The sequence below is a fragment of the Streptomyces mayteni genome (assembly GCF_054783955.1).
Window position 1 is genome coordinate 1 of the sequence record NZ_BAAGPR010000098.1, and the last position, 23,949, is coordinate 23,949.

The following is a 23,949-nucleotide window of genomic DNA, read 5'->3' on the forward strand; positions in this document are numbered from 1 at the left end:
ATCGCGGCCGCCCAGCGGGACCCGGGCGCGCGCGGCGGCCCGGCCGCGGTGCCAGGGGCGAGCGCGGCGCGGCGCAGCGCGGTGGCGTACCGGTGCTTGTGGTAGGCGCGTTGCCGCGCGGTGCGGGCCACCCGCTCGTCGGCGGCGAAGCACTCGACGGCCCGGCGGAGGGCCGCCAGGTCGTCGAGCGGTCCCGTGTCGGGGGCCGGGGCGCTCTCGGGGTCGACGAACCGCACCCGGCCGGCGTCGTCCACCAGCACGTGCCCCAGGTGCAGGTCGCCGTGGGCCGGGCCGGCCGGGTAGTGGACGCCCTCGGCCCAGCGGATGGCGAGGGCGGCGCCGCGGTCGAGCAGCCGGTGCCTGGGCCCGGTGGTCTCCGGCAGGATCCGGTGGAGGTCGGCGACGGCGGCGACGAGCCGTGGCAGCCGGTCGGCGAGCGGCCTCGGGCGGGGCGGATCGGCGGCGGCGAGCGCGTCGTGCAGTTCGGCGAGCGCGGCCCGCACCCGATCGAGCAGCCGCTCGACGGGCGCGCGGCGCCCTTCCCGGTCCGCCGGGGCGTCGGCCCAGTGGGCGTGGAGCGCGGCGCGCAGCGGCAGGTCGAGCGGGACACCCGGCGCGGCGCGGGTCAGCAGGGCCAGGCAGCCGCGGGGCCGGCCGCCAGGCGCCACGTACTCGAGGTGGCCGACGGCCTCGGGCAGCGGGGCGGCGCGGCCGCCGAGCCGGCCGAGCAGCGCGACCTCGCCGCGGCCGTCGCCGAGGACCCGGTAGACCTTGAGCACCAGGTCCTCCTCGGCGGGCGGCCGGCCGGCGGCGACCCGGGCGACGGCGTTGGTCGCGGTGGCGGTGAGCTGCGGTCCCTGGCGGGCGTCGGTCAGCGGTGGGCCGTGCCAGCGGACGGTGCCGCCGCGCGCCGTTCGCCAGGTGGGGCGGGAGGTCAGGGCGAGGACGGCGGCGAGCAGCGCCGCGTCGTCCTCGGCCAGCACCAGCACGGCCGTCCGGTCCCTGGCGCCCGCGACCGTGGCCCAGGTGACGGTCGTCGGGCCGGCGCGCAGCTCGTCGAGGGGGCGCAGGCTCGCCGGGTCGAGGGTGGCCCGGGAGAACCAGGGGGCGCGCGCCACGGAGGCCCGCAGCCGCTCGACCTCGTCGGTCACGGGCCCACCGCCTCGAAGCGGCGGACGCCGAGCGACCAGACGCGCAGCGCGAGAAGGGTGAGCGCGCCGCCGATCAGCGGGGCGAGCCAGGTCAGCGGGGACGGGCCGTGCAGCAGGTAGTCGGCGGGCACGAAGCCGGTGAGGGCGAACGGCAGCACGCCGGTGAGCAGCAGCCTGGCCGGCCAGGGGAAGACGTCGAGCGGATAGCGGGCGGTGTCGGCCAGCTCGTAGACGGCGGTCATCACCTGGAGGCTGGTGGTGGTCCAGAACGCCAGCGCGGCGAGCAGGAGTTTGACGGCGGCGAACACCAGGGCGCCGGCGAGCAGCAGCACCGCGAAGACCACGAGTCCTGCCGGGTCGAGGTCCAGGTCGAGGCCGCCGGCCGCGTAGCCGATGACGGCGAGCCCGGCGAGGGCCTCGCCGATGCCCTCGGGGTAGCAGAAGCGCTCGGAGAGCAGGCTGAACAGCGGGTGCACCGGGCGCACCAGATAGCGCACCAGCTCGCCGCGCTGCACCAGCTTGCGGCCCAGTTCCCAGAGTTGGTCGGTGAAGGCGTGGTCGATGCCGCGCACCAGCATGGCGACGCCGAGCAGCAGCACCGCCTCGCGGAAGGTCCAGCCGGCGATGTCGGTGACGTGCCGGTAGATCACGCCGAGCAGCAGCGCGTGCAGCACCACGCGCAGCGCGAACGCGCCGACGCCGACCAGGAAGTCGGCGCGGTAGGAGACGAGGCGGCGCAGCCCGACGCCGGTGAGCAGCAGGGCGAGGCCGGCGTACCGGCGGAGCGTGCCGTGGGGGTTGGTCATCCGCCGCTCACCTCGCCCCGGCGCAGCGCCGCCCGCCAGGCGAGGCCGCAGGCCAGCAACCCCAGGGCGGTCCAGAGGAGTTGGACGCCGACCGCCTGCCAGGCCGCGGCGCCCTCGACGCGGCCGATCAGCAGCCGGACCGGGGTGGCGACCATGGCGGCGAACGGCAGGCACTCCAACACCCGCCGGGTGGCGTCCGGCATCAGTTCGAGCGGCACCAACTGCCCTGAGCAGAAGGCGACGACGGTGCCCTTGAGGTAGCGCACCCCCCAGGTGCTGGTGGTGACGAAGCCGGCGAGGCCGACCAGCAGGTTGAGCAGGATGCCGAGGGTGGTGGCCAGCAGGGCGGCGGGCAGGAACCAGGCGAGGCCGGCGAGGCCCGGCGCGGCGAGCGCGAAGGCGCCGAGCGCGGGGACCAGCAGCGGGGCGACGACCAGCAGCAGCCGGACGGCGAGATAGGGCAGGGCGACGGCGGCGTGGGTGCCGAGGAAGCCGATCGGCCTGAGCATGCCGGTGATGTGGTCGCCGCGGTAGATGTCGCCGGCGAGGCTGTCGTCGACCCGGTTGGCGAGCAGCACCGCGAGCAGGTTGCCGGCGAGCAGGTAGGTGGTCATGGTGGCGACGTCGTAGTCGGCGATCTCCCGCTGGTTCGCGTACACCGCCTGCCAGACGGCGAGTTGGACGACCAGCGAGAACGCGGTGGTGAGGGCGGTGAGCAGCAGCGCGCCCCGGTAGGTGAGGGCCGTCCGCCAGCCGGCGCCAAGCAGCGCGCCGTAGCCCCTGGCCTGGACCCTCATCGGCCGCCCCTGGCCAGCTGGGGGGCGACGTAGAGAGCGCGCAGCACCTCACCGAGCGTCGGCTCGGGGGCCACCAGGTCGGTGACCGCGACCAGGCCGGCGACGGCGGCCAACACCCGCTGCGGGGTGACCAGTTCCGGTGGGCCCAGGACGGTGACGCGGCGCCGCCCGGCCGGCGTGACGGTGACCTGGTCGCCGAACTCCAGCCCGATGTGGTGGGCGAACGCCGCGGGGTCGACGTCTCCCGCGTGCTCGAGGCGCACGGTGCGGGTGGGTGCCCGGCGCAGCAGCTCGTGCAGGTAGCCGGTGTAGACGACCCGGCCGGCGTCCACCACCACGACGCGCTCGCAGATGGCGCTGATGTCGGCGACGTCGTGGCTGGTGAGCAGCACGGTGGTGCCGCGCTCCCTGACGACCCGGTTGACCAGCTCGTGCACGGCCTCCTTGAGCAGCAGGTCGAGGCCGATGGTGGGCTCGTCGAGCAGCAGCACCCGGGGGGCGTGGAAGAGCGCGGCGGCGACCTCGGCCCGCATCCGCTGGCCGAGGCTGAGGGTGCGGACGGGGCGGTTGGCGATCTCGCCGAGGTCGAGCAGTTCGTCGAAGAGCAGCCGGTTGGCCTCGGCGAGCGCCGGCGGCAGGTCGTGCAGCCGGGCCAGGATCCGGAAGGACTCGGCGACCGGCAGGTCCCACCACAGCTGGGTGCGGTGGCCGAAGACCACGCCGATGGCGCGGGCGTGGGCGTCGCGGTCGGCGCGCGGCTCGCGGCCGTCGACCAGGCAGTGCCCGGAGCCCGGGGTGAGCACGCCGGCGAGGATCTTGATGGTGGTGGACTTGCCGGCGCCGTTGACCCCGAGGTACGCGGTGCGTTCGCCGGCCGGCACGGTGAAGCTGACGCCGTCGAGCGCGCGGACCTCGGTGGTCTCGGCGGCGAACAGGCCGCGCACCGCGCCCCACAGCCCGGGGCGGGTGTCGGCGCGCACCCGGAAGACCTTGGTCAGCTCGTGCGCCTCGATCACGCCTCGGTCGGCGGCTCGGTCGATGGCTCGGTCGATGGCTCGGTCCATGCGTCTGTTCATGCCCTTTCCCGGTGTACGTCGTCGATGGCCCGCCCCAACCGGCGTATCGCGTCGGTGAGTTCGTCGGGTTCGAGGACGAAGGGGGGCGCGAGGCGCAGGGTCTGGCCGCCGGGCATCACCCGCACTCCGAGGTCGAGCGCGCGCCGGAACACCCGGTCGGCGGCGGCCGGGTCGGGGGCCCTGGTGGCCCGGTCGGCGACGAGTTCGACGCCCCACAGCAGCCCGAGGCCGCGGACCTCGCCGACGGCCGGGTGCTCGGCCAGCTCCCCGAGCGCCTCGGCCAGCACGGCGGACAGGTCGCGGACCCGGGCGAGCAGGTCGTCCCGGTGCAGCACGGTGAGGGTGCTCGCGGCGGCGGCCAGGCCGACCGGGTGGCCGCCGAACGTGCTGCTGTGACCGCCGGCGGCCGCCCAGGTCCGTTCGTCGAGCACCTCGGGGGTGCCGGCGAGCACCGCGACCGGGTGCCCGGAGCCGATGCCCTTGGCGAGGGTGACCAGGTCGGGGGTGAGGCCGAACCGCTGCGCGGCCAGGAACTCGCCGGTGCGGCCGCCGCCGGTCAGCACCTCGTCGGCGATCAGCAGCACGCCGTGCTCGGCGCAGGCCCGCCCGACGATCTCCCAGTAGCCGGGCGGCGGCACGATCACCCCGGCGGCCCCCTGCACGGGCTCGGCGAGCAGCGCGGCGACGTCCGGGCGGGCGACGACCTGCCGGACGGTGAGGCGCGCGCAGAGCAGGTCGCAGGAGGGGTAGGTGGCGTCGAAGGGGCAGCGGTAGCAGTAGGCCGGGTAGCCGAGCAGCGAGGCGGCCGGCGGCTCGGTGCCGACGTCCCACTGCACGAGTTCGCGGACGCCGCGGGTCTTGCCGTGGAAGCCGCGGCGCAGCGCGGCGATCCTGCCGCGGCCGGGCGGCGCGGCGGCGTGGGCGGCGCGCAGCGCGGCCTCGACGACCTCGGCGCCGGTGGTGAAGAACCCGAGGGAGCCGAGGTGCGCGGGCAGCAGCCTGGCCAGCGCGCGGGCGGCGTCGAGCCGCACGGGCGTCGGGTTGTCGTGCACGTTGACCAGCCGGGCGGCCTGTTCGGTGACGGCCCGCACCACGGCGGGGTGGCCGTGCCCGAGCGACTGCGTCATGGTGCCGGCGGCCAGGTCCAGGTAGGCGTGCCCGTCCACATCCACGAGCGTGGCGCCCCGCCCGTACGCGAACACCCGCCGCCCGAGCGCGGTCTCCTGACTTGCCGAGGCCGGCAGGAACGCCGCCTCGGCGGCCAACTGGGCCTCGCTGACGGCGCGTTGGGCGGGCGGCAGCGTGGGCTCCTCGTTCGGGCCCGGTGGGGGCGTCACCAGGGGGTGCCCGTCAGTTCGGTGTGGAGGAGGCGGCGTTCGACGGTGCCGGCGGTGGTCGGGTCGGCGGCCGCCTTCCAGCGGCGGACCGCGGCGCGGAGGGTGGCGGTGTCGGCGCGGCGGAGGGCCGCCGTGAAGTGGTGCAGGTCCACGCCCCGGCGGGCGGCCTCCGGGGGCGGTGGCGGCCCGGCCGGCGGGGCGGGTGCGGCCGGTCAGTCGCCGGTCAGGGCGGCGGCCAGCTCGGCGGACGACAGCGGCGCCAGCTCGGCCCGCCGCGCCGCCGTGGCGAGCGTGCGCAGCTCGGTGGCGGCCAGCGCCTCCTCGGGCTGCCCCGCGACGTCGCCGCTCCAGGCGGCGATGGCCGCGGCCGGCAGCGTGCCGAACGCGGCGAGCAGCGCCACCGAGGCGGCGGCCGGGTGGCCGCGCAGGGCGCGGCCCGCCCGGTCGCACCAGCAGGCGAGGCCGGCGCCCGGGCCCGCGGTGGCGCCGGGCAGTAGGCCGAGCAGGATCTCCCAGCAGTCCAGCTGCACTTCGGGCAGCTCGACCGCCAACTCGGCCGGCAGGGGCGCCGGTCGGACGTCGGCGTAGAGCAGCCGGACCAGCCGGTGCGGGGTGCGCTGGACGCGCCAGCAGTCCTCGTGGGCGTGGTCGGCCAGCAACTCCTCGACGGTCACCGGCTCTTCCGACAGGTCGGTGCGCACCATGCCGTCGCCGGCGGCCTCGAAGTGGTAGAGCTCGTCCGGGTGGTGGCCCGCCCGCAGCGGGGCGGCGTGCCGCTCGATCGTGGCGAGCACGGCGTCGCCCCGGTCGAGGAGGGACCGCAGCCGCTCGGCGGACGGCCGGCCCGCGTCCCGCTTGAGCCGCAGCAGTTCCTCGGAGAACGCCTGGACGAGGAAGGGCGTGGTCAGCCGGTAGCTCATGGCGAGCCCGAGGTACGGGAAGACGGCGCAGGAGCGGCAGCCGGGGCGCCGGCCGACCTCCTCGTCGCGGACCCGGATCAGCTCGGGGTCGTCGACGAGCTGGCGGTAGGGCCGGTCCCAGGGCAGCGAGGCGTCCCACTCGTGGTAGCAGGGCAGCAGCACCCGCCCGTCGGGCCCGACGGTCAGGATCCGCTCGTTGGCGGCGCAGGCGGTGTCGGACGCCGGGTCGAGGGTCCGCAGGTGGTGCAGGAACGACAGGCTGACGACGGTGTACGGCTCGTACCGCAACGCGGCGACGCGGCCCGCGAGTTCGGGCATCGGGAGGCTCGTGGCCCGGGCGCTGTCGGCGGCCTGGGTGGCGCGGCCGTTGACGGCGGCGAGCTTGAGCGCCCGGACCGATCCCGGCGGCCGCAGCTCGCGCTGGGCGGCGAAGTAGCTGAACATCGGCGAGAGGTAGACCGGCACCCGGGCGCGCTGCGCGTAGTCGACGATCCGGGGCAGCTCGTCCGCGTTCTGCCCGGAGACCACGCAGATCAGCTTGAGGTTGCCGGCCCCCGCGGCGCCGAGCTCGCGCACCAGCTCCAGAGTGCGGTCGAGCGTGTCGGTGCCGCGGATGCCGTGGTAGCGCTCGGCGTCCAGGGTGTCGAGCGAGACGTTCATCGTGCCGAGCAGCGGCACGATCTCACGGGCCTGGGGCGGGAAGCGGATGGCGTTGGTGGTGAGGTCGACGGTCATGCCGAGCTGGTGCGCGTGCCGCACGGCGACGGTCAGCTCACGGTGCAGGGACGGCTCGCCGCCCGTGATGTCCAGGTAGCCGACGCCGAGTTCGGCCAGCTCGTCGAGGCAGCGGCGCAGCCCGTCGGCGGTGAGTTCCCGGTGGCCGTCGAAGACGGGGTCCTGCCAGACGTTGCAGTAGCCGCAGCGCGCGTTGCAGCGGAAGGTGACGTACAGCCTGGCGTGCCGGAATCGGGTGGTGGTGGTGGCGGCGGTGGCCATACAGGACCTCCCCAGACGAGCGCGGCGGAAGAAACGCGAGGGGGGCGGGGCGGCTCAGCGCGACTCGGCGGTGAGCGCCGTGTGTATCTCGGCGTCGCTGACGTCGTCGGCGATCACCGTCTCCCCCAGTCCGACGGGGAGCACGAAACGTAGCTGCCCGTCACGGATCTTGCGTATCTGGCCGAGGGCCGCGACAGTGGCGGCCGGGTCCACGGGCGCGGGCAGCCCGCCCAGGGTGACGGGCAGGCCGACGGTGGTCAGCAGCGCGCCGATCCGCCCCAGCGTCGCCGGGTCGAGCAGCCCGCGGCGGGCGGCGATCCGGGCGGCGCAGGCCATGCCGAAGGCGACCGCCTCGCCGTGCAGCACCGGGCCGTAGCCGGTGACGGTCTCCACGGCGTGGCCGACGGTGTGGCCGAAGTTGAGCGGCCGGCGCAGGTCGTCCTCGTACGGGTCCTTGGCGATCAGCCGGCACTTCACGGCGCTGGCGCCGTGCACCAGTTCGGCGGTGGCGGCCGGTTCGGCGGCCAGCACCTCGGCGTGCCGGCGCTCGATCAGCTCGAACAGGGCGGGCGAGGCGATGACGCCCTTCTTGATGGCCTCGGCGAGGCCGGCCCGCAGTTCCCTGGCGCTCAGCGTGCTGAGGTAACCGATGTGCGAGACCACGGCCTTGGGCTGGTGGAAGGCGCCGATCAGGTTCTTGGCGGTGGCGTGGTCCACCGCCACCTTGCCGCCGAGCGCGGCGTCCACCTGGGCGAGCAGGGTGGTCGGCACGTTGACGTACGGGAGGCCGCGCATGTAGGCGCTGGCCACCCAGCCGACGGTGTCCATGATCACCCCGCCGCCGACGGCCAGGATCACGTCGCGCCGCGCGAGCCGGGTGCCGGCGAGCCAGTCGAGCAGCCCGGCCGCGGTGGGCAGGCACTTGTTGGCCTCGCCGGCCGGGATGGCGGTCATCGCGACGTCGAGACCGGCGGCCGTGAGCCGGCCGAACAGCCGGCGGGCGTGCAGCGCCGACACGTTCTCGTCGGTGATCAGGGCGACCCGGCGGCCGTCGATCTCGGCGCGTAAGCGACGCGCGGCGGTGGCCTCGTCCTGACAGACGTGGACCGCGTACGTGTCATGCCGGGTCGCCGCGCCGACGATCGGTCCCTCCGGGTCTGCGGGCAGGTCGAGCCGCTCGGATACGCGGACGTACGTAGTCATGTATCCCCCAGACTCAGTGGCCAGGGCCGCCTCATCGCGGTGCCAATTCTCACCTGAGAACGTTCCGGGGGCAACACGGCGTACGGACGGCACGTCAGCTCACGCTGACGACCCGTCAGTTCGCAGGCTGGTCGGGGGCCTCCGTGGGGCCGGCGAGCTCGGCGAGCGACACCGGGAAGGCAAGCGGCCGGGAGGCGGTGCCGCGCAGGTCGGCCTCGGTGGGCGGGCGGCCGTCGAGGGTGGCGGTGAGGCACGCGGCGGCGAATCCGCAGACCCGCCCCTGGCACCAGCCCATGCCGACGCGGGTCAGCATCTTGACGGTCCTGGCGTCCCCGGCGCCGAGTTCGGCGTGCGCGGCGCGCACCGCGGCGTGCGGCACCTCCTCGCACCGGCAGACCAGCGTGTCCTCCGTCAGCCAGCGGTGCCAGCCGGCGGGCACGGGGTGGGCGTCGTGCATCGCGCGGGCGAAGGCCCGGTGGGCGCGAACGGTGGCGCGCAGCAGGCCGGCGGCCTCGGTCGCGGCGGCGGCCGCCGCCCCCGCGATCCGGCCCTCCGCGAGGCTGAGGGCTGCCCCGCCGACGCCGGTGGCCTCGCCGGCCACGAAGACCCCTGGCACGTCGGTCAGCTGCCGCTCGTCGACGGCCGCCACCAGGGAGCCGTCGACGTCCACCCGGGTGGCGACGCCGAGTTGCAGCGGGAGTTCGAGCGCCGGGGTGAAGCCCCAGCCGAGCGCCACGAGGTCGACCTCGACCTCCCGCGGTCGCGGCCGCGGCACGCCGTCCCCGTCGAGGACGGCCCGCCGGACGGCGCGCACCCGGTCCTCGCCGAGGATCTCGGCGACAACGGTGCGGGTGCGGTACGGGATGCGGTGCCTGGCGAGCGCGGCGGCGTACCCGGCGGCCTCGGCGAGCTTGCCCGGCACCGGCAGCACGGCGGGCGCGTGCCGCGCCCAGCGGAGCGGCGAGTTGGCCTCCCAGACGCCGACGACGCGGGCCCCGGCACGGGCGAGACCGATGGCCACCGGCAGCAGGAACGGCCCGGTGCCGGCGACAACGATACGGCGGCCGGCGACGGTGCGGTGCCCCTTGAGCAGCGCCTGCGCACCGCCGGCCGCCACCACCCCGGGCAACGTCCAGCCGGGGACCGGCAACTGCCGGTCGGCTCCGCCGGGGCACAGCACGACGCTCCCGGCCGTGACCGGGCCTGGCAACGGCTCGACGCCGTCGTGCACGGGGGTGGTCTCCAGCCGGAAGCCGCCGTCGTCCTCCCTGGTCACCAGCCAGACCTGCTGGCCGGGCCGGTAGTCGACCCGGCCGGCGTCCACCAGGGCCCGCAACCGACGCCACCAACCGCCGTACGCCCCACCGGGTTCGGCGTCCGCCGCGTGCCGCCAGTACTGCCCACCGGGCCGCTCCCCCGCGTCCAGCAACACCACGGAAGCGCCCCGCTCCCCCGCCACCACCGCCGCCCCCAACCCGGCCGGCCCGGCCCCCACCACGACCACGCCGCGCGGCGACCCGACGACGGCCGTGGCCTGTGGCCCCGTAACCTGCGGCGCTTGAGCGGCACGCGCGCCGGGCGCCGCGCCAGCGGCGCCCGGCCGCCTCGCCTCCGGCACCGATGCGTCCGGCCGCTGCGGCGGCCCACCCGCCGCGGGCGAACCATGCCCGGAGGGCCACTCCCGCGCGGCAGCGCCGCCCGCCGCAGGCGGCTCGGCGGCAGCCGGCTCCGCCGCAGCCGAGGCCGAAGGCCCGGCCGCACCGGACCACGCCTCCGGCGCCAACACGTCCGGCCGCTCCGACGTCCCCGGTGCGGCAGCGCCCCGTGCCGGTCCGGCGCCGGCCGGCTCCGCCGCAGAAGGGGCCGGGGGCTCAGCCCCAGCAGCCTGCGCCACAGGCGCGGCGACAGGCTCCGCCGCAGGCCCGGGCACCACGGACTGCGCCTCCGGCGCCGGCGCGGCAGCCGCAGGCGAGCCATCCGCAGAAAGCCGCCGCCGCGACACCGACGCGGCAACGCCGTGCGCCGGCCCGGCGCCCGCCGCAGACGAAACCGAAGGCCCGTCCGCACCGGACCACGCCTCCGGCGCCAACACACCCGCCCCAGGCGGCTCCACGCCGACCGGCGACACCGGGCGGGACACCGCCACGCCCGCCGCAGGCGAACTGGCGGTAGCGCCGCCCGCCGCAGCCGAGGCCGAAGGCCCGGCCGCACCGGACCACGCCTCCGGCGCCAACGCGCCCGCCGCAGGCGGCTCCCCGCCGCCCGGCGGTACCGGGCGGAACGCCGCCGGGACGCCGTGGCCGGGTGTCGGTGCGGCGACCGGGCTCGCCGCAGGCGAGATCCGCATGCCGTCCCGCACAGGGACCACGCAGGCGCGTTGTGGTGGGGTGTCGTCGATGGTGACGAGGCAGTCGTGGCAGGAGCCGATGCCGCAGAAGAGGCCGCGGGGGCGGGCGTGGAGCCGTGTGGTGCGCCAGGCGGGGATGTCGTGGGCGAGGAGGGCGGCGGCCACGGACTGGCCGGGGTGGGCGGGGAGTTCGCGGTCCTCGAAGAAGATCCTCACGCGGCGTGCTCCCAGCGTTCGGGCGCGAAGGGCGCCAGGTCCAGGGTGGGGTCGGCCCCGGTGAGGGCCTGGGCGAGCAGGTGGCCGGTGCCGGCGGAGAGGCCGATGCCGGCGCCCTCGTGGCCGCAGGCGTGCCAGAGGCCCGGCAGCCGGGGGTCGGGGCCGATGACCGGGAGGTGGTCGGGGCAGTAGGGGCGGAAGCCGTGGTAGGCGCGCATGGCGCGGACGCCGGCCAGAGCCGGGAAGAGGCCGACCGCGCCGCGCGCCAGCAGGGCGAGCGCCTCGCGCGAGGGGCGGCGGTCGAAGCCGACCCGCTCCCGGGTCGAGCCGATCAGCACCGTGCCGGCCGGAGTGCCCTCGACGACCGGTGAGGACTGGAGGGCGGCGTCCGAACTGCCCACGTCCCCCACGTACTCGGCGGCGTACACCTTGTGCCGGATGGCGAGCGGCGGCAGCGGCTCGGTGACGAGCACGAAGCCGCGCCTGGGCAGCACCGGGACGTGGACGCCGGCCAGCGCGGCGACGTCGCCCGCCCAGGTGCCGGCGGCGTTGACGACGGCGGGCGCGTCCACCCGCCCGGCCGGGGTGGTGACGCCGAGCACCCGGCCGCGCGCCCGGCGGATCTCGGTGACCGGGGCGTCGGTCACCACGCGGGCGCCGGCCGCGCGGGCCAGCCGCAGCAGGTGGGCGACCAGCAGTACCGGCTGCACCTGCGCGTCCTCCGGGTAGGCGGCGCCCCCGGCCAGCCCGGGGCGCAACAGCGGCTCGACGGAGGCGAGTTCGGACGGGCCGAGGTCGTCCACCCGGACGCCGGCGGCCCGTTGGCGGTCGGCGAGGGCGCGGAGCGCGGCCAGCGAGCCGTCGCTGGCGGCGACCACCACGCCGCCCTTGGACTCGAACTCCCAGTGGTGGCCGTGCTCGGCCAGCTCCTCGCGCCACACCCGCTGGGAGTGGCGGGCGAGGTCGAGTTCGGGGCCGGTGTCCTTGTCGGAGACCAGCACGTTGCCCTCGCCCGCGCTGGAGGTGCCGCCGCCGATCGGGCCGCGGTCGACGACGGTCACCCGCAGGCCGGCCCGGGCGGCGAAGTAGGCCGTGGCGGCGCCGACGGCGCCGGCCCCGACGACCACCACGTCACAGGAACCGGTGTCCTTCATGTGCCGCGGGCCCATTTCCCGCGGACGTGGCCGATGTGGCGCTCCATCAGGGACTGGGCGCCGGCCGCGTCGCCCGCCTCGATCAGGTCGAGCAGTTGGTGGTGTTCGACCGCCGACTCCTCGAGACGGCCGGACTCGAGCAGCGGGGTGAGCCCCAACAGCCGGGTGCGGGAGCGCAGTTCGGAGACGATGGTGGACAGCTGGCTGTTGCCGGCGTAGGCCAGCAGCGCCAGGTGGAAGACGCGGTCGGCGTTGATGTAGGCGACGAGGTCCTCGGCGTTGACGGCGGCCACGATGGCCTGGGCGAGTTCGCGCAGCCGGGGGAAGTCGGCGCGCGGGATCACCGGCACCACGTCCCGGATCGTGGGGGGTTCGAGGAGGAGCCGGACGTGGGTGACCTCGTCCAGCTCCTCGTCGGGCACCACGCGGACCCGGTAGCCCTTGTTGGGCAGCGCCTCCACCATGCCCTCGCGGACGAGGTCGAGCATCGCCTCCCGCACCGGCGTGGCCGAGATGCCGAACATCGTGCCGAGCGTCGGCGCGGAGTAGACCGCGCCCGGCTTCATCTCTCCCGAGATCACGGCGGCGCGCAGCGCGTCGGCCACCATCTCGCGCAGTCGCTCGCGCTTGTTCAGTGGTTGCAGGCCGGCGATGGGCGCCGTTTCCATCATTCTCCTAGCTCGGGGACCATCGGCTTCAGCCGGGTCTGGTAACTTGACTCCCACCTCGGGAGAGGTCGGTTCGGGCTGGACCGCAACCTATCGGGTTGGAAGCCCCCCGCCTGTGGGTGGGGGAGCGGAGTCACGTCTCGCTCCTCAGGAACGAGCCCTGTGGCCTCGGAGCGATCGCTCCGAGGCCAAAATACTCACCGCCGCCCCTACATGACGAAGCCCGCGGGGAACGGATCGGTCGGGTCCAGAAGGTACTGGGCGGTGGCGGTGATCCAGGCGCGGCCTGTGATGGTCGGGACCACGGCCGGGCGACCGGCGACCGTGGTCTCCGCCACCAGCCGGCCGGTGAACCGGGTACCGATGAAGGACTCGTTGACGAACTCGGTGTCGAGCGGCAGTTCGCCGCGGGCGTGCAGCTGGGCCATCCGGGCGCTGGTGCCGGTGCCGCAGGGTGAGCGGTCGAACCAGCCGGGGTGGATGGCCATGGCGTGCCTGGAGTGCCGGGCGGTGGAGCCCGGGGCCTCCAGGTAGACGTGGTGGCAGCCGGTGATGTCGGGGCGCTCCGGGTGGGTGGGCGGCTCCTCGGCGTTGATGGCGGCCATCAGGTCGAGCGCGGTGTCGATCATCCGCCCGCCGGCGGCCCGTTCGAAGGGGATGCCGAGGTCGTCGAGGCGGGTGACGGCGTAGAAGTTGCCGCCGAAGGCCAGGTCGTAGCGGACCTGGCCGAGGCCGGGCACGGTCACGACCCGGTCGAGGGCGACGGCGAACGAGGGCACGTTGCGGATGGTGACCGCGGTGGCGGCGCCGTCCGCCACCGCGACCTCGGCGACGACCAGTCCTGCCGGGGTGTCGAGGCGCACGGTGGTGACCGGCTCCGTGACCGGCACCATGCCGGTCTCGACCAGCACGGTGGCCACGCCGATGGTGCCGTGCCCGCACATCGGCAGCACGCCGCTGACCTCGATGAACAGCACGCCCATGTCGGCGTCCTGCCGGGTGGGCGGCTGGAGGATCGCGCCGCTCATCGCGGCGTGGCCGCGCGGCTCGTGCATCAGCAGGGTGCGCAGCTCGTCCTGGTGCTCGATGAACCAGGTGCGCCGCTCGGCCATGGTGGCGCCGGGGAGCACGCCGACGCCGCCGGTGACGACGCGGGTCGGCATGCCCTCGGTGTGCGAGTCGACGGCGTGCAGGACGCGCCTGCTCCTCACCGGTGCCCCTCGGCGAGCAGCGCCTCGGTGACGCGGGTGATGGTGGCCACGTCCTCGGCGGGCAGCGGGGAGCGCGGTGGGCGGCAGGCGCCGCCGGTGCGTCCCGCCACGTCCATGGCGATCTTGATGGCCTGCACGAACTCGGTCTTGGAGTCCCAGCGCAGCAGCGGGTGCAGCGCCCGGTAGAGCGGCAGCGCCTTGGCCGGGTCGCCGGAGGTGGCGAGGCGGTAGAGCTCGACGGTGCTGGCGGGCAGGGCGTTGGTGACGCCGGCGATCCAGCCGACGGCGCCGGCGATGCCGAGTTCGAGGACGACGTCGTCGGAGCCGATCAGCAGGTCGAGCTCGGGGGCCAGCTCGCGCAGCTCGTAGGCGCGCCGCACGTCGCCGGTGAACTCCTTGACGGCGACGATCAGTTCCTCCTCGTGGAGGCGGGCGAGCAGTCGGGGGGTGAGGTCGACCTTGGTGTCGATGGGGTTGTTGTACGCGACGACGGGCAGGCCGACGGCCGCCACCTCGCGGTAGTGGTGGACGACGGTCTCCTCGTCGGCGCGGTAGGAGTTGGGCGGCAGCAGCAGCACGGAGTCGGCGCCGGCGGACGCCGCGGCCTCGGCCCAGCGGGCCGACTCCAGGGCGCCGTAGGCGGCGACGCCCGGCATCACGCGGAAGCCCTCGGGGGCGGCCGCGACGGCGGTGGCCACCACGGCGGCGCGCTCGGCGTCGCTGAGGGTCTGGTACTCGCCGAGCGAGCCGTTGGGGCAGACGCCGTCGCAGCCGTTGGCCGCGAGGAAGCCGATGTGCTCGGCGTACGCGTCGTGGTCGACGTCACCGGCCGCGGTGAACGGGAGGGCGGCGGCGACGTGTACGCCGCGCCATGCCTCACGCGGGGTGGTGCGCATGGGTCTCCTGTCGGGTTGGGGAGCCTTCACTCAAGGGTGGCTCAGTACAATGTCACATGTCAAAAGTGGTCCGGAAAGTGGGCCGTTGGGGCGCCGCGGCGCCCCAACGCACCCTCACAGCAGGTCGCGCGTCCACTCCTCGACGCCGCCGGCCGTGATCGGCAACGCGTCGGACAGCACCTCGGCGCCGTCCTCGGTGACCAGCAGGTCGTCCTCCAACCGGACGCCGATGCCCCGCAGTTCGGGCGGCAGCGTCAGGTCGTGCCGGTGGAAGTACAGGCCGGGCTCGACGGTCAGCACCATGCCGGGGGCCAACGCCGCGCCCTGGTAGGCGTCGTAGCCGGAGCGGGCGCAGTCGTGCACGTCGAGCCCGAGGTGGTGGCCGATGCCGCAGACCAGGTAGCGGCGGTGTTGCTGGCCGGTGGGCGACAGCGCCTCGTCGACGGAGACCGGCAGCAGCCCCCAGTCGTCCAGGCCGTGGGCGATGACCTCCATCGCGGCGTAGTGGAAGTCGCCGTAGGTGCGGCCCGGCGCCACCTGGGCGAGCCCGGCCCGGTGCGCGGCCTCGACCAGGTCGTGCACCCGGCGCTGGGTTTCGCTGAACCGCCCGTCGGGCGGCACGGTCCTGGTGACGTCCGCCGTGTAGAGCGACCTGGTCTCCACGCCCATGTCGAGCAGCAGCGGCTGGTCGGGCAGCACCGGGCCGTCGCAGCGCGTCCAGTGCAGCGTCGCGGCGTGCGGTCCCGAGCCGACGATGCTGGCGTAGCCGGGGCCGTTGCCGAAGGTGCGGGCGTGCCGGTCGAAGGTGCCCTGGAGCCAGCGCTCGCCGCCGGCGGCGATCGCGGTGGGGATCTCGGCGACCACGGCGGCGAAGCCGGTGACGGTGTGGTCCACGGCCTGCCGCAGCTGCTCGACCTCCCAGTCGTCCTTGATCATGCGCAGGTCGGAGAGCGCGGTGGCGAGCCCCGGGTCGGCCTTGAGGCCGTGCCGGCGGGCGAGTTCGGGGTCGGTGCCCGGGGTGGCGGCGGCGCCGGTTCGCCCGGCGAGCGCGGCGTCGAGGTCGGCGAGCGGCCGGGCCTCGATGCCGAGCGCCGCGGCCCAGTCGGCGACGCCTGGCGCCGGCCCGACCCAGAGCTCGCCGTGGGCGGCGTTGGCGAAGAAGTCGGTCTCGCCCGGGCGGGCCGGGGGTGGCAGGTAGAGGGTGGCGGCGTGGTCGGCGGGGTCGCCGGCGCCGCCGTCGAGGACCAGGACGGCGTTCTCCACGGCGCAGCCGGTCAGCCAGACGAAGTCGCTGTCGGCGCGGAAGTCGTAGTCGACGTCGTTGCTGCGGACCGGGGCGCGGCCGGCCCCCGCGACCACGGTGCCGGGGCCGGTGCGCGCCAACAGCCGGGCGCGGTGGGCGGCGGCCGGCTCGGCGGCGCCGGCCGGCAGCGGCACGGGGGTGTCGACGTCGGCCCAGCCGCCGCCGACGGTGGCGGTGAAGGCGGGTACCTCGGCGAGCCGGGGTGGCCTGGCGCCGGCGTACGGGGGCCTGTCGGTGGTCATCGCCGTTCTCCTCCTCTGTCACGCACCAGCTCGCGCAGCCGGGTGAGGACCCGGCCGGACGCGAGACCGTCGTGCTCGTGTTCGTTGGTGATCCAGACCTGAGCGTTGCCGACCCGGGCGGCGGTGGCCAGTTGGAGGCCGGCGTCGACGAACATGTCGTCGTGGTAGACGGCGGCGGCCAGCGGCACCTCGTTGGCGGCCAGCCGGTCCAGATCGTAGAGCGGCGGCCAGTCGGTGCGGGCGGCCAGCGCCTCGCAGGCGGCGTGGAACGGCCGCAGGGCCCTGATCTCGGTGGTCATCCAGGGGTAGGCCATCTCGCCGGTGAAGAACAGCGGCCTGGCGTCCGGGGCGAACTCGGGGTGGTTGGCGCGCTCGCGCTGGGCCGCCCAGCCGGTGGGCGCGTCCGCGCCCTGGCCGTAGATGGACTCCTGGAGGGTCCAGAACAGCGGGCTGCCGGCGCTCGACGTCCTGGTCATGACCTGTTCGAGGAACGTGTCGGAGAGCCGGCCAGGCGTGGCGAAGGCGTCCTCCAGCAGCCAGTGCAGCCGGTCGATGCCGGGCTTCATGCCGAAGTCGTTGCCGAGCGTCTGGAAGCGGTGGACGGTGAGCCGGTCGCCGTCGGGCAGCCGCACGTCGTCCGCGGCGAGCCGGTCGGCGACGGCCGCGGCGAGGTCCGCGTCGCCCGGGTGGCGCCGGTAGAACTCGCGGTTCCTGGCGGCCACCCGGGGATAGGTGCGGCGGTAGACCTCGGCCGGTTCTGGCGGCAGTCCCGGCAGGCCGCCGGTGACGTAGCAGGCGGTCAGCGCCTCGGGGGCGCGGGAGAGGTAGGTGAGGGTGACGAAGCCGCCGTAGCTCTGGCCGAGGGTGGCCCAGCGGCGGCCGCCGTAGACGGTGCGCCGCAGGTGTTCTGCGTCGTCGACGATCGCGTCGGCCCTGAAGTGCGCGAGGTGCGCGGCGCCGGCCGCGCCGGAGCCGAGGGCGGTGAGCACGGCGCCGTCGACCGGGCTCGACCGGCCGGTGCCGCGCTGGTCGAGCAGCACCACCCGGTAGTGGGCCAGCGCCTCGCCGAGCCATCCCGACCGGTCGAGGGGGCGGGGCGAGCGACCGCCGGGACCGCCCTGGAGGTACAGCAGCAGCGGCAGTTCCTCGTGGCGCCGCTCGGGGTCCACCACCTCGCGGGCGAAGACCTCCACGGTGCGCTCGTCGGGCGCCGACCAGTCGAGCGGGGCGGTGACGCGGTGTTCGGTGATCCACAGCCCGCCGAGGGGGTAGCCGGGGTCGGGGCAGGGTTCGGGGCCGGTCGTCATGCGGTGGCCTCTCGCTCGCGTTGGCGGGCCCGCCTGGCGGCCTCCCATTCGGGGCGGATCCGGGGGACGGCGGCGAGCAGGGTGCGGGTGTACTCGTGCCGGGGGGCGCCGAACACGGCGTCCCGGTCGCCGCTCTCCACCACGGTGCCCTGGTGCATCACGGCGACGCGGTCGGCGAGTTGGCGGACCACAGCGAGGTCGTGGGCGATGAACAGGTAGCTGAGCCCCTCCTCGCGTTGCAGCCGGCGCAGCAGGTTGATGACCTGGGCCTGGACGGAGACGTCGAGCGCGGACACCGCCTCGTCGCAGATCACCACCTTCGGGCTGACGGCCAACGCGCGGGCGATGCCGATGCGTTGGGCCTGTCCGCCGGAGAACTGCGCGGGGTACCTGGTGCTGTGGTCGGGGTCGAGGCCGACGCGCTCCAGCAGGCCGCGGGTGAACGCGCGGGCGCCGCCCGGCACTTCGCGGCCCTGGTAGGTGAGGGGCGCGGTGACGATGCGCTCCACGGTGTGCCGGGGGTTGAGCGAGGAGTAGGGGTCCTGGAAGACCACCTGGACGCCGGAGCGGAAGCGGTGCAGGGCGGCGCCGGTGCGGTGGGTGACGTCCTCGCCCTCGAACTCCACGGTGCCCGCGCTGGTGTCGAGCAGCCGGGCGACCAGCCGGGCGGTGGTGGACTTGCCTGAGCCCGACTCGCCGACCAGGGCCAGGGTCTCGCCCGGGTGGAGGTCCAGGTCGACGCCGTCGACGGCGCGCAGCACCGGCCGGCGGCCGAAGGGGCCCGTGCGGCCGCGGAGGGTGAACTCCCTGACCAGGCCGCGGGCGGTGAGCAGGGGTGCGGTGTCGGTCATCGTTCGCCCTCCCGCGGGGTGTCGGGCGCCGCCGCCCGGACGGTGCGCAGCTCGCCGACCTCGTCGTCGAGCCGGGGCACGGCGTCCAGCAGGGCGCGGGTGTAGGGGTGCTGGGGGTCGGAGAACAGCCGGGCCACCGGGGCGTGTTCGACGCACCGGCCGGCGCGCATCACCACCACGTCGTCGACCATCTCGCTGACCACGGCCAGGTCGTGGGTGATCAGCACGAGCCCGGTGCCGGTGTCGCGCTGGATCTCCTTGAGCAGCGCGAGGATCTGGGCCTGGACGGTGACGTCGAGCGCGGTGGTGGGCTCGTCGGCGATCAGCAGGTCGGGCTCGGTGGAGAGCGCGATGGCGATCATGACGCGCTGCCGCATGCCGCCGGAGAACTGGTGCGGGTAGTGGCCGGCGCGGCGGGCGGCGTCGGGGATGTGGACGCGTTCCATGGCCTCGACGGCGACCCGGCGGGCCTCGCGGCGGGTGGCCTTGGGGCGGTGGGCGCGGTAGGCCTCCTCGATCTGGAAGCCGACGGCGTAGTAGGGGTTGAGGGAGGAGAGCGGGTCCTGGAAGACCATGGCGATCCGGTCGCCGCGGATGGCGCGCATCCGGCGGTCGGGCAGTCCCGCGATGTCCTCGCCGGCCAGCCGGATCCGGCCGGCGAGCCCGGCGCCTCTCGGGAGGAGGCCCATGACGGCCAGGCTGGTCATGGACTTGCCCGAGCCGGACTCGCCGACGATGCCGAGCGAGCCGCCGGGCGGCAGGGCGAAGCCGAGTTCGCTGACCACCTCGGCGCTGCCGCCGCCCGGGGTGGGGAAGCTGATGGTGAGGTCGTTGACCTCGAGCAGGGGGGTGGTCATGCGACGGTCAGCCTCACCCTCGGGTCGAGCGCCGTGTAGACGAGGTCGACGACGATGTTGCCGACGACGACGAAGGCGGCGGCCAGCAGGGTGACGCCCATGATCACCGGTTGGTCGTTGCGGCCGATGGCGTCGGCGGTCATCTTGCCGACGCCGTTGATCCCGAAGACCTTCTCGGTGATCAGGGCGCCGCCGAGCAGCCCGGCGAAGTCCATGCCGAAGATGGTGGCGACCGGGGTGAGGGCGGGGCGCAGCGCGTGCCGGCGGATCACCTGCCCGCGGGGCAGTCCCTTGGCGCGCGCGGTGCGCACGAAGTTCTCCTCCAGGGTGTCGATGACGTTGGCCCGGGTGAGCCTGGCGTAGACGGAGGCGTAGGCGAAGGCCAGCACGATCCACGGCATCAGGTAGCTCTGGAACCAGAGCGCCGGGTCGTCGGCGAGGGTGACGGCCTGGGGGAACGGCAGCCATTCGAGCTCGACCACCAGCACGTACTGGAGCACCAGCGCGAACACGTAGTTGGGGATGGAGAGGCCGGAGAGGGCGATCACCATGGCGCCGCGGTCCCACCAGGTGCCCTGCCTGAGGGCGCCGATCAGGCCGCCGGCGACGCCGGCGAGCAGCCACAGCACGGCGGCGCCTACGGCGACGGTCACGGTGACGGGCAGCCGCTCGGTGATCATCTCCCAGACGGGCTGGCTGGACTGGAAGGAGTAGCCGAGGCAGGGCGCGGCGCACTCCACGGCGCCCTCGCCTGTGCCGTAGGTGCGGCCGGCGAAGAGCCCGCCGAGGAAGGTGGTGAACTGGGTGAACAGCGGCTCGTCGAGACCGAGGTTGGTGCGGATGCGGTCGATGAGTTCTGGGTTGCAGTTCTTGCCGCAGATCTGCACGGCGGGGTCGGGCGAGAGGACGAAGAAGACGGTGAAGGTGAACAGGCAGACCAGCGCCAGGATCAGGACGACCCCGGAGAGCCTGGCGAGGAGGTAGCGGACCATCAGCGGAGCCCTCCCGGGTCGAGGAAGGCGCGCAGCCGGTCGCCGAGGACGGTGAAGGAGAGCACCAGGAGGAAGAGGAAGGCGCCGGGGATGGCGAAGTAGGTGGGCACCACGGAGTACCAGTTCACGGAGGAGGCGATCATCTGCCCCCAGGAGGGGGTGGGCGGGACGACGCCGACGCCGAGGAAGGAGAGGCCGGCCTCGGTGCCGATGTAGCCGGGGATGGCCAGCGTGGTGAGCACGATGATGGTGGAGCGGAGGTTGGGCAGGATCTCGCGGAAGACGATGGTGGCGCTGCCGGCGCCCGAGGCGCGGGCGGCCTCCACGAACTCGCGCTGGGCGAGCGACATGGTCTGGCCGCGCACGACGCGGGCCAGGTAGGGCCAGCCGAACAGCGAGATGACGACGACGAGCATCAGGGACCGGTTGCCGGCGGGCAGCGCCGAGAGGATGGCGATCATGAAGATCAGCGCGGGGAACGCCATCAGGAAGTCCATGACGCGGGAGATGGCCCAGTCGACGCGGCCGCCGAAGTAGCCGGCGAGCATGCCGAGTACGACGCCGAGCAGGGTGGTCAGGGCGGTGGCGGAGACGGCGATCAGCATGGAGACGCGGGCGCCGTACACGATGCGGGCGAAGATGTCGCGGCCGCTGCCCGGTTCGACGCCGAACCAGTGTTCCGCGCCGGCGCCGCCCCAGCCGCCGAGCGGGACGCCGGCGAGGTTGGGGTCGATGGCCTGCTGGTCGAACTCGTAGGGGCCCCAGCCGCTGAGTCTGACGATCAGCGGAGCGAACAGGGCCATCAGCACGATCAGCAGGATGTAGCCGCCGGCGAGGGCGGCTCCGGGGTCGCGGAGGAGGGCGCGCAGCGAGCGGCCGCCGGGCGCGCCGCCGGCCGTGGCCGGCGGCGCGCTCTGCTCCACGACCTCCAACTCGGTGGAGGGAACGGTCATCTCAGCCCCGCTCTGGGTCCCGGAGGCCGACGAGGACGAAGTCGATGCCACCGCTGGCCGAGCCGGGGTTGGCGTAGATGCCGGTGATGTTCTCGCCTGGCAGGGTGATCCCGGACTCCACGGCGAGCGGCACGACCGGGACGAGCTCCATGATCTCCTCGTCGAGCAGGCCCCACTGCTCGTTGGCCGCGTCCAGGTCGGTCATGGCGCGGATCTCGTCGATCCGCGCGTTGATGTTCTCGTCGTTGATCTGGGCGAGGTTGGTGTTGCCGACCTCGGTGATGACGCGGCCGTCGAAGAGCGGCGGCAGGAAGGTGCTCGAGGAGGACACCCAGTCGGGGCACCAGCCGGTGATGGCGGCGTCGTGCTGGAGGGCCGGGGTGCCGATGGTCTCGTAGTAGGAGGAGACGTCGATGACGTTGAGCTCGACGTTGATGCCGAGGGGTTCGAGTGACTGCTGGATGGCCTCGGCCTGGGCCTGCATCTTGGGCTGCGAGCGGATGTCGAGGGTGAGGTCGAAGCCGTCGGCGTAGCCGGCCTCTTCGAGCAGGGCCCTGGCGGCCTCCGGGTCACCCCGGTGCTCCTCGCTCGGGTAGAGGTCGTAGTCGCGGTAGCCGGCCACGGTCCCGGGCAGGATGGTGGTGGAGATGTCGGCGAACTGGGTGCCGCCGCTGGCGTTCTGCACGGCCGCGCGGTCGATGGCGAGGTTGATGGCCTGCCGTACCCGGACGTCGTTCAGCGGTTCCTTGGTGGTGTTGAGGCCCATGTAGGTCTGGCAGATGCCCTCCATCCGCATCAGCCGCTCCTGGAGTTGGGGCGTCTGGACCCGGGGCAGGGTGGCGGGCTGGATGGTGAGGGAGATGGCGTTGGCGTCGTCGCCCTGGCCGGCGAGCAGCCGCTCGTCGATGGTGGCCGGGTCGAGGCCGATGACGAACTCCCAGTTGTCGGGGTACGCCTCGCGGACGTCGTCGGTCTCGGGGTCCCACTCCTCGTTGCGGACCAGCCGGATGGAGCTGCCCGGGGTGTAGGAGTCGAGCCGGTAGGGACCCGAGGCGATGATCTCGTCGATGAACTCGTCGCCGGCGCCGGTGCCTTCGGGGAAGGGCACGAAGCTGTTCTGGGCGACGACCGAGCCGAACTCGGGGTACGGCTCCTTCAGATGGAAGACGATGGTGCGCTCGTCCGGGGTCTCGATGGTCTCCAGCGGTCCCGAGCGGTAGGGGCCCTCGTAGCCCTCGGGCGCGTCGATGACCTGCCGGGCGTAGGGCGAGCCGATGCCGAGCTCCGGGTCCCAGGCACGGGATATGCCGAACTTGACGTCGGCCGAGGTGATGGGGCTGCCGTCCTGGAAGCGCACGCCCTCCTTGAGGGTGAAGGTCCAGGTGAGGCCGTCCTCCGAGGGGGTGCCCAGGTCGGTGGCGAGGTCGGGGACGATGACCGACGGGTCGTCCGCGTTGCCCGGGGCCGGGGTGGTCAGGGTGCGGTAGACCAGCCGGTAGAAGTTGTTGACGCCGCCGTCGAAGCCGCGGGCCGGGTCCAGGTAGGAGAAGTCGGCGTTCTGCAGCACGTAGACGGTGCCGCCGCTCTCCGGGGTGTCCGTGTAGGAGACGCCTCCGTTCTGGCCGGAGTCGTCGGAGGATCCTGGACCCCCGTTGGAACAGGCGCCTAGCGCGAGCACGGCGGCGGCGATGGTCGCCACCCTTGCGAGGACGGTTCTCTTCACTCGGTTTCCTTTCGCATGCCGCTGGTGCCGGGGCTGTTCCAGGGGGCGCGACGGATGGGCAGAACAGAGGGGAGGTCGGGGTGGAGACATGACGGAGGGTGACCTGGGCGGCCTGTAGTGGGTGACATTGTACTGTCACAGTCTATTTCTGCACCGGGTCGTGCGGGAAACTTTCGCGTTACGGACGACCGCCCACCCCGACGTGACACCATGGGCAACCGAACTGCGGCATCCGGCAGTTCGGCGAAGACATGAGACCGAGCATCACTGACGGTTCGGAGGGGAGCTTCCGTGGGCGGTCCGAGCAGCGGCGCCAGCAAGGGCATCGAGAAGGTCGAGGTCATGGCGAGGTGGGATCCGGCACCGATCGGCGCCCCGTCCCACGACGTGGACATCATCGGCGCGACGTACCGGGCGAGCGACCCCCACGGCCAACCGACCTATCTGGTGCACTTCGACAGCCGCTCCCCCGACGGCACCATCACCCTCAGCCGGGACAGCCGCACCGGCCAGGGCTTCGGCTACGACGAGGTGATGGTCCTCGAACTGGAGCGGCTGGCCCCCGAGTTCGTCCGGGTGGTGGTGGGCGTCGCCATCCAGCAGCGCCCCGGCCGGGTCACCTTCGCCGACATCGCCGGCAACGGCTACCGGGTCGTCGAGGGCTACACCAAGCTGGCGGAGGGCGACTTCGGCGCCGTCGCGGACGCCACCGCGGCCACCGTAGCCGAGTTCACCAGGGACGAGCGGGGCGAGTGGTCGTTCCGTCTCGCGCTGCGCGGCTTCGACACCGACCCGGAGGCCTTCACCCGGCTGATGGGGTCACCGGAATCCGCCGGCTGAATCGACGCCCGAATCGCCGCCGGCCCCGCCGCCGCTGTTCAAAGAATGGGGGCGGAAAAAGAAAAGCGATGGCCATGGCTCCGCGCTTTCCGCCACATATTCC

General features: G+C 74.4%; 21 protein-coding genes and 1 pseudogene. 1 reads left to right on the forward strand and 21 read right to left on the reverse strand.

The features are described from left to right. From ACYVPE_RS30930 to ACYVPE_RS31030, 21 genes and pseudogenes are all read right to left on the reverse strand, one after another. A partial coding sequence (locus tag ACYVPE_RS30930; protein ID WP_461037073.1) for a phosphotransferase occupies positions 1 to 1,151 on the reverse strand: 1,151 nt, incomplete at its 3' end. After that, positions 1,148 to 1,957 carry an ABC transporter permease gene (locus ACYVPE_RS30935; RefSeq protein WP_461037074.1) on the reverse strand — a complete coding sequence of 270 codons (810 nt, stop codon included), beginning with the start codon at positions 1,955 to 1,957 and terminating at the stop codon, positions 1,148 to 1,150. The genes ACYVPE_RS30930 and ACYVPE_RS30935, both read right to left, overlap by 4 nt. After that, the gene (locus ACYVPE_RS30940; protein WP_461037075.1) at positions 1,954 to 2,754 is read right to left on the reverse strand and encodes an ABC transporter permease; all 801 of its coding nucleotides are present in this window, start codon (positions 2,752 to 2,754) and stop codon (positions 1,954 to 1,956) included. Before ACYVPE_RS30940 ends, ACYVPE_RS30935 begins: the two co-directional genes overlap by 4 nt. Next, complete coding sequence (locus ACYVPE_RS30945) at positions 2,751 to 3,830, reverse strand: ABC transporter ATP-binding protein (RefSeq protein WP_461037076.1); 1,080 nt, start codon at positions 3,828 to 3,830, stop codon at positions 2,751 to 2,753. The genes ACYVPE_RS30940 and ACYVPE_RS30945 overlap by 4 nt, the downstream gene beginning before the upstream one ends. Beyond that, complete coding sequence (locus tag ACYVPE_RS30950; protein WP_461037077.1) at positions 3,827 to 5,167, reverse strand: aspartate aminotransferase family protein; 1,341 nt, start codon at positions 5,165 to 5,167, stop codon at positions 3,827 to 3,829. Before ACYVPE_RS30950 ends, ACYVPE_RS30945 begins: the two co-directional genes overlap by 4 nt. Beyond that, positions 5,164 to 5,319: a hypothetical protein gene (locus ACYVPE_RS30955; RefSeq protein ID WP_461037078.1), complete on the reverse strand. Its 156-nt coding sequence runs from the start codon at positions 5,317 to 5,319 to the stop codon at positions 5,164 to 5,166. Before ACYVPE_RS30955 ends, ACYVPE_RS30950 begins: the two co-directional genes overlap by 4 nt. A 60-nt stretch (positions 5,320 to 5,379) precedes the next feature. Continuing rightward, positions 5,380 to 7,083, reverse strand: coding sequence for a radical SAM protein (locus tag ACYVPE_RS30960; protein ID WP_461037079.1), 1,704 nt, complete (start codon positions 7,081 to 7,083; stop codon positions 5,380 to 5,382). Positions 7,084 to 7,137: 54 nt separating this feature from the next. After that, positions 7,138 to 8,286 (reverse strand): 3-dehydroquinate synthase, encoded by a 1,149-nt coding sequence (gene aroB / locus ACYVPE_RS30965; protein WP_461037080.1) that lies wholly within the window; start codon positions 8,284 to 8,286, stop codon positions 7,138 to 7,140. A gap of 115 nt (positions 8,287 to 8,401) precedes the next feature. Next, entirely contained in the window at positions 8,402 to 9,904 is a 1,503-nt protein-coding gene (locus tag ACYVPE_RS30970; RefSeq protein ID WP_461037099.1) for an FAD/NAD(P)-dependent oxidoreductase, read from the reverse strand. 777 nt (positions 9,905 to 10,681) lie between these two features. Next, positions 10,682 to 10,849 (reverse strand): annotated as a pseudogene (locus ACYVPE_RS30975) (2Fe-2S iron-sulfur cluster-binding protein); the annotation flags it as partial. After that, positions 10,846 to 12,003: an NAD(P)/FAD-dependent oxidoreductase gene (locus tag ACYVPE_RS30980; RefSeq protein ID WP_461037081.1), complete on the reverse strand. Its 1,158-nt coding sequence runs from the start codon at positions 12,001 to 12,003 to the stop codon at positions 10,846 to 10,848. The pseudogene ACYVPE_RS30975 and the gene ACYVPE_RS30980, both read right to left, overlap by 4 nt. Further along, on the reverse strand, positions 12,000 to 12,671 hold the full coding sequence (locus ACYVPE_RS30985; RefSeq protein ID WP_461037082.1) for a GntR family transcriptional regulator: 672 nt from the start codon (positions 12,669 to 12,671) through the stop codon (positions 12,000 to 12,002). The genes ACYVPE_RS30980 and ACYVPE_RS30985 overlap by 4 nt, the downstream gene beginning before the upstream one ends. Positions 12,672 to 12,880: 209 nt before the next feature. Continuing rightward, positions 12,881 to 13,882 carry a proline racemase family protein gene (locus ACYVPE_RS30990; protein ID WP_461037083.1) on the reverse strand — a complete coding sequence of 334 codons (1,002 nt, stop codon included), beginning with the start codon at positions 13,880 to 13,882 and terminating at the stop codon, positions 12,881 to 12,883. Continuing rightward, positions 13,879 to 14,778, reverse strand: a complete 900-nt coding sequence (locus ACYVPE_RS30995) for a dihydrodipicolinate synthase family protein (RefSeq protein WP_461037084.1) — start codon at positions 14,776 to 14,778, stop codon at positions 13,879 to 13,881. The genes ACYVPE_RS30990 and ACYVPE_RS30995 overlap by 4 nt, the downstream gene beginning before the upstream one ends. Before the next feature lie 114 nt (positions 14,779 to 14,892). Beyond that, positions 14,893 to 16,323 (reverse strand): aminopeptidase P family protein, encoded by a 1,431-nt coding sequence (locus ACYVPE_RS31000; RefSeq protein ID WP_461037085.1) that lies wholly within the window; start codon positions 16,321 to 16,323, stop codon positions 14,893 to 14,895. After that, positions 16,320 to 17,630 (reverse strand): alpha/beta fold hydrolase, encoded by a 1,311-nt coding sequence (locus tag ACYVPE_RS31005; protein ID WP_461037086.1) that lies wholly within the window; start codon positions 17,628 to 17,630, stop codon positions 16,320 to 16,322. The genes ACYVPE_RS31000 and ACYVPE_RS31005 overlap by 4 nt, the downstream gene beginning before the upstream one ends. Next, a complete protein-coding gene (locus tag ACYVPE_RS31010; protein WP_461037087.1) occupies positions 17,627 to 18,481 on the reverse strand; it encodes an ATP-binding cassette domain-containing protein in 855 nt (284 codons plus the stop codon). The genes ACYVPE_RS31005 and ACYVPE_RS31010 overlap by 4 nt, the downstream gene beginning before the upstream one ends. Further along, on the reverse strand, positions 18,478 to 19,338 hold the full coding sequence (locus tag ACYVPE_RS31015; RefSeq protein WP_461037088.1) for an ABC transporter ATP-binding protein: 861 nt from the start codon (positions 19,336 to 19,338) through the stop codon (positions 18,478 to 18,480). The genes ACYVPE_RS31010 and ACYVPE_RS31015 overlap by 4 nt, the downstream gene beginning before the upstream one ends. Continuing rightward, positions 19,335 to 20,330 carry an ABC transporter permease gene (locus ACYVPE_RS31020; RefSeq protein WP_461037089.1) on the reverse strand — a complete coding sequence of 332 codons (996 nt, stop codon included), beginning with the start codon at positions 20,328 to 20,330 and terminating at the stop codon, positions 19,335 to 19,337. Before ACYVPE_RS31020 ends, ACYVPE_RS31015 begins: the two co-directional genes overlap by 4 nt. Then, positions 20,330 to 21,283, reverse strand: coding sequence for an ABC transporter permease (locus tag ACYVPE_RS31025; protein WP_461037090.1), 954 nt, complete (start codon positions 21,281 to 21,283; stop codon positions 20,330 to 20,332). Before ACYVPE_RS31025 ends, ACYVPE_RS31020 begins: the two co-directional genes overlap by 1 nt. Before the next feature lies 1 nt (position 21,284). Next, positions 21,285 to 23,006: an ABC transporter substrate-binding protein gene (locus ACYVPE_RS31030; protein WP_461037091.1), complete on the reverse strand. Its 1,722-nt coding sequence runs from the start codon at positions 23,004 to 23,006 to the stop codon at positions 21,285 to 21,287. 291 nt (positions 23,007 to 23,297) lie between these two features. Between ACYVPE_RS31030 and ACYVPE_RS31035 the strand changes: the two genes are divergently transcribed. Beyond that, positions 23,298 to 23,846 (forward strand): TerD family protein, encoded by a 549-nt coding sequence (locus ACYVPE_RS31035; protein WP_461037092.1) that lies wholly within the window; start codon positions 23,298 to 23,300, stop codon positions 23,844 to 23,846. Positions 23,847 to 23,949 lie beyond the last annotated feature (103 nt).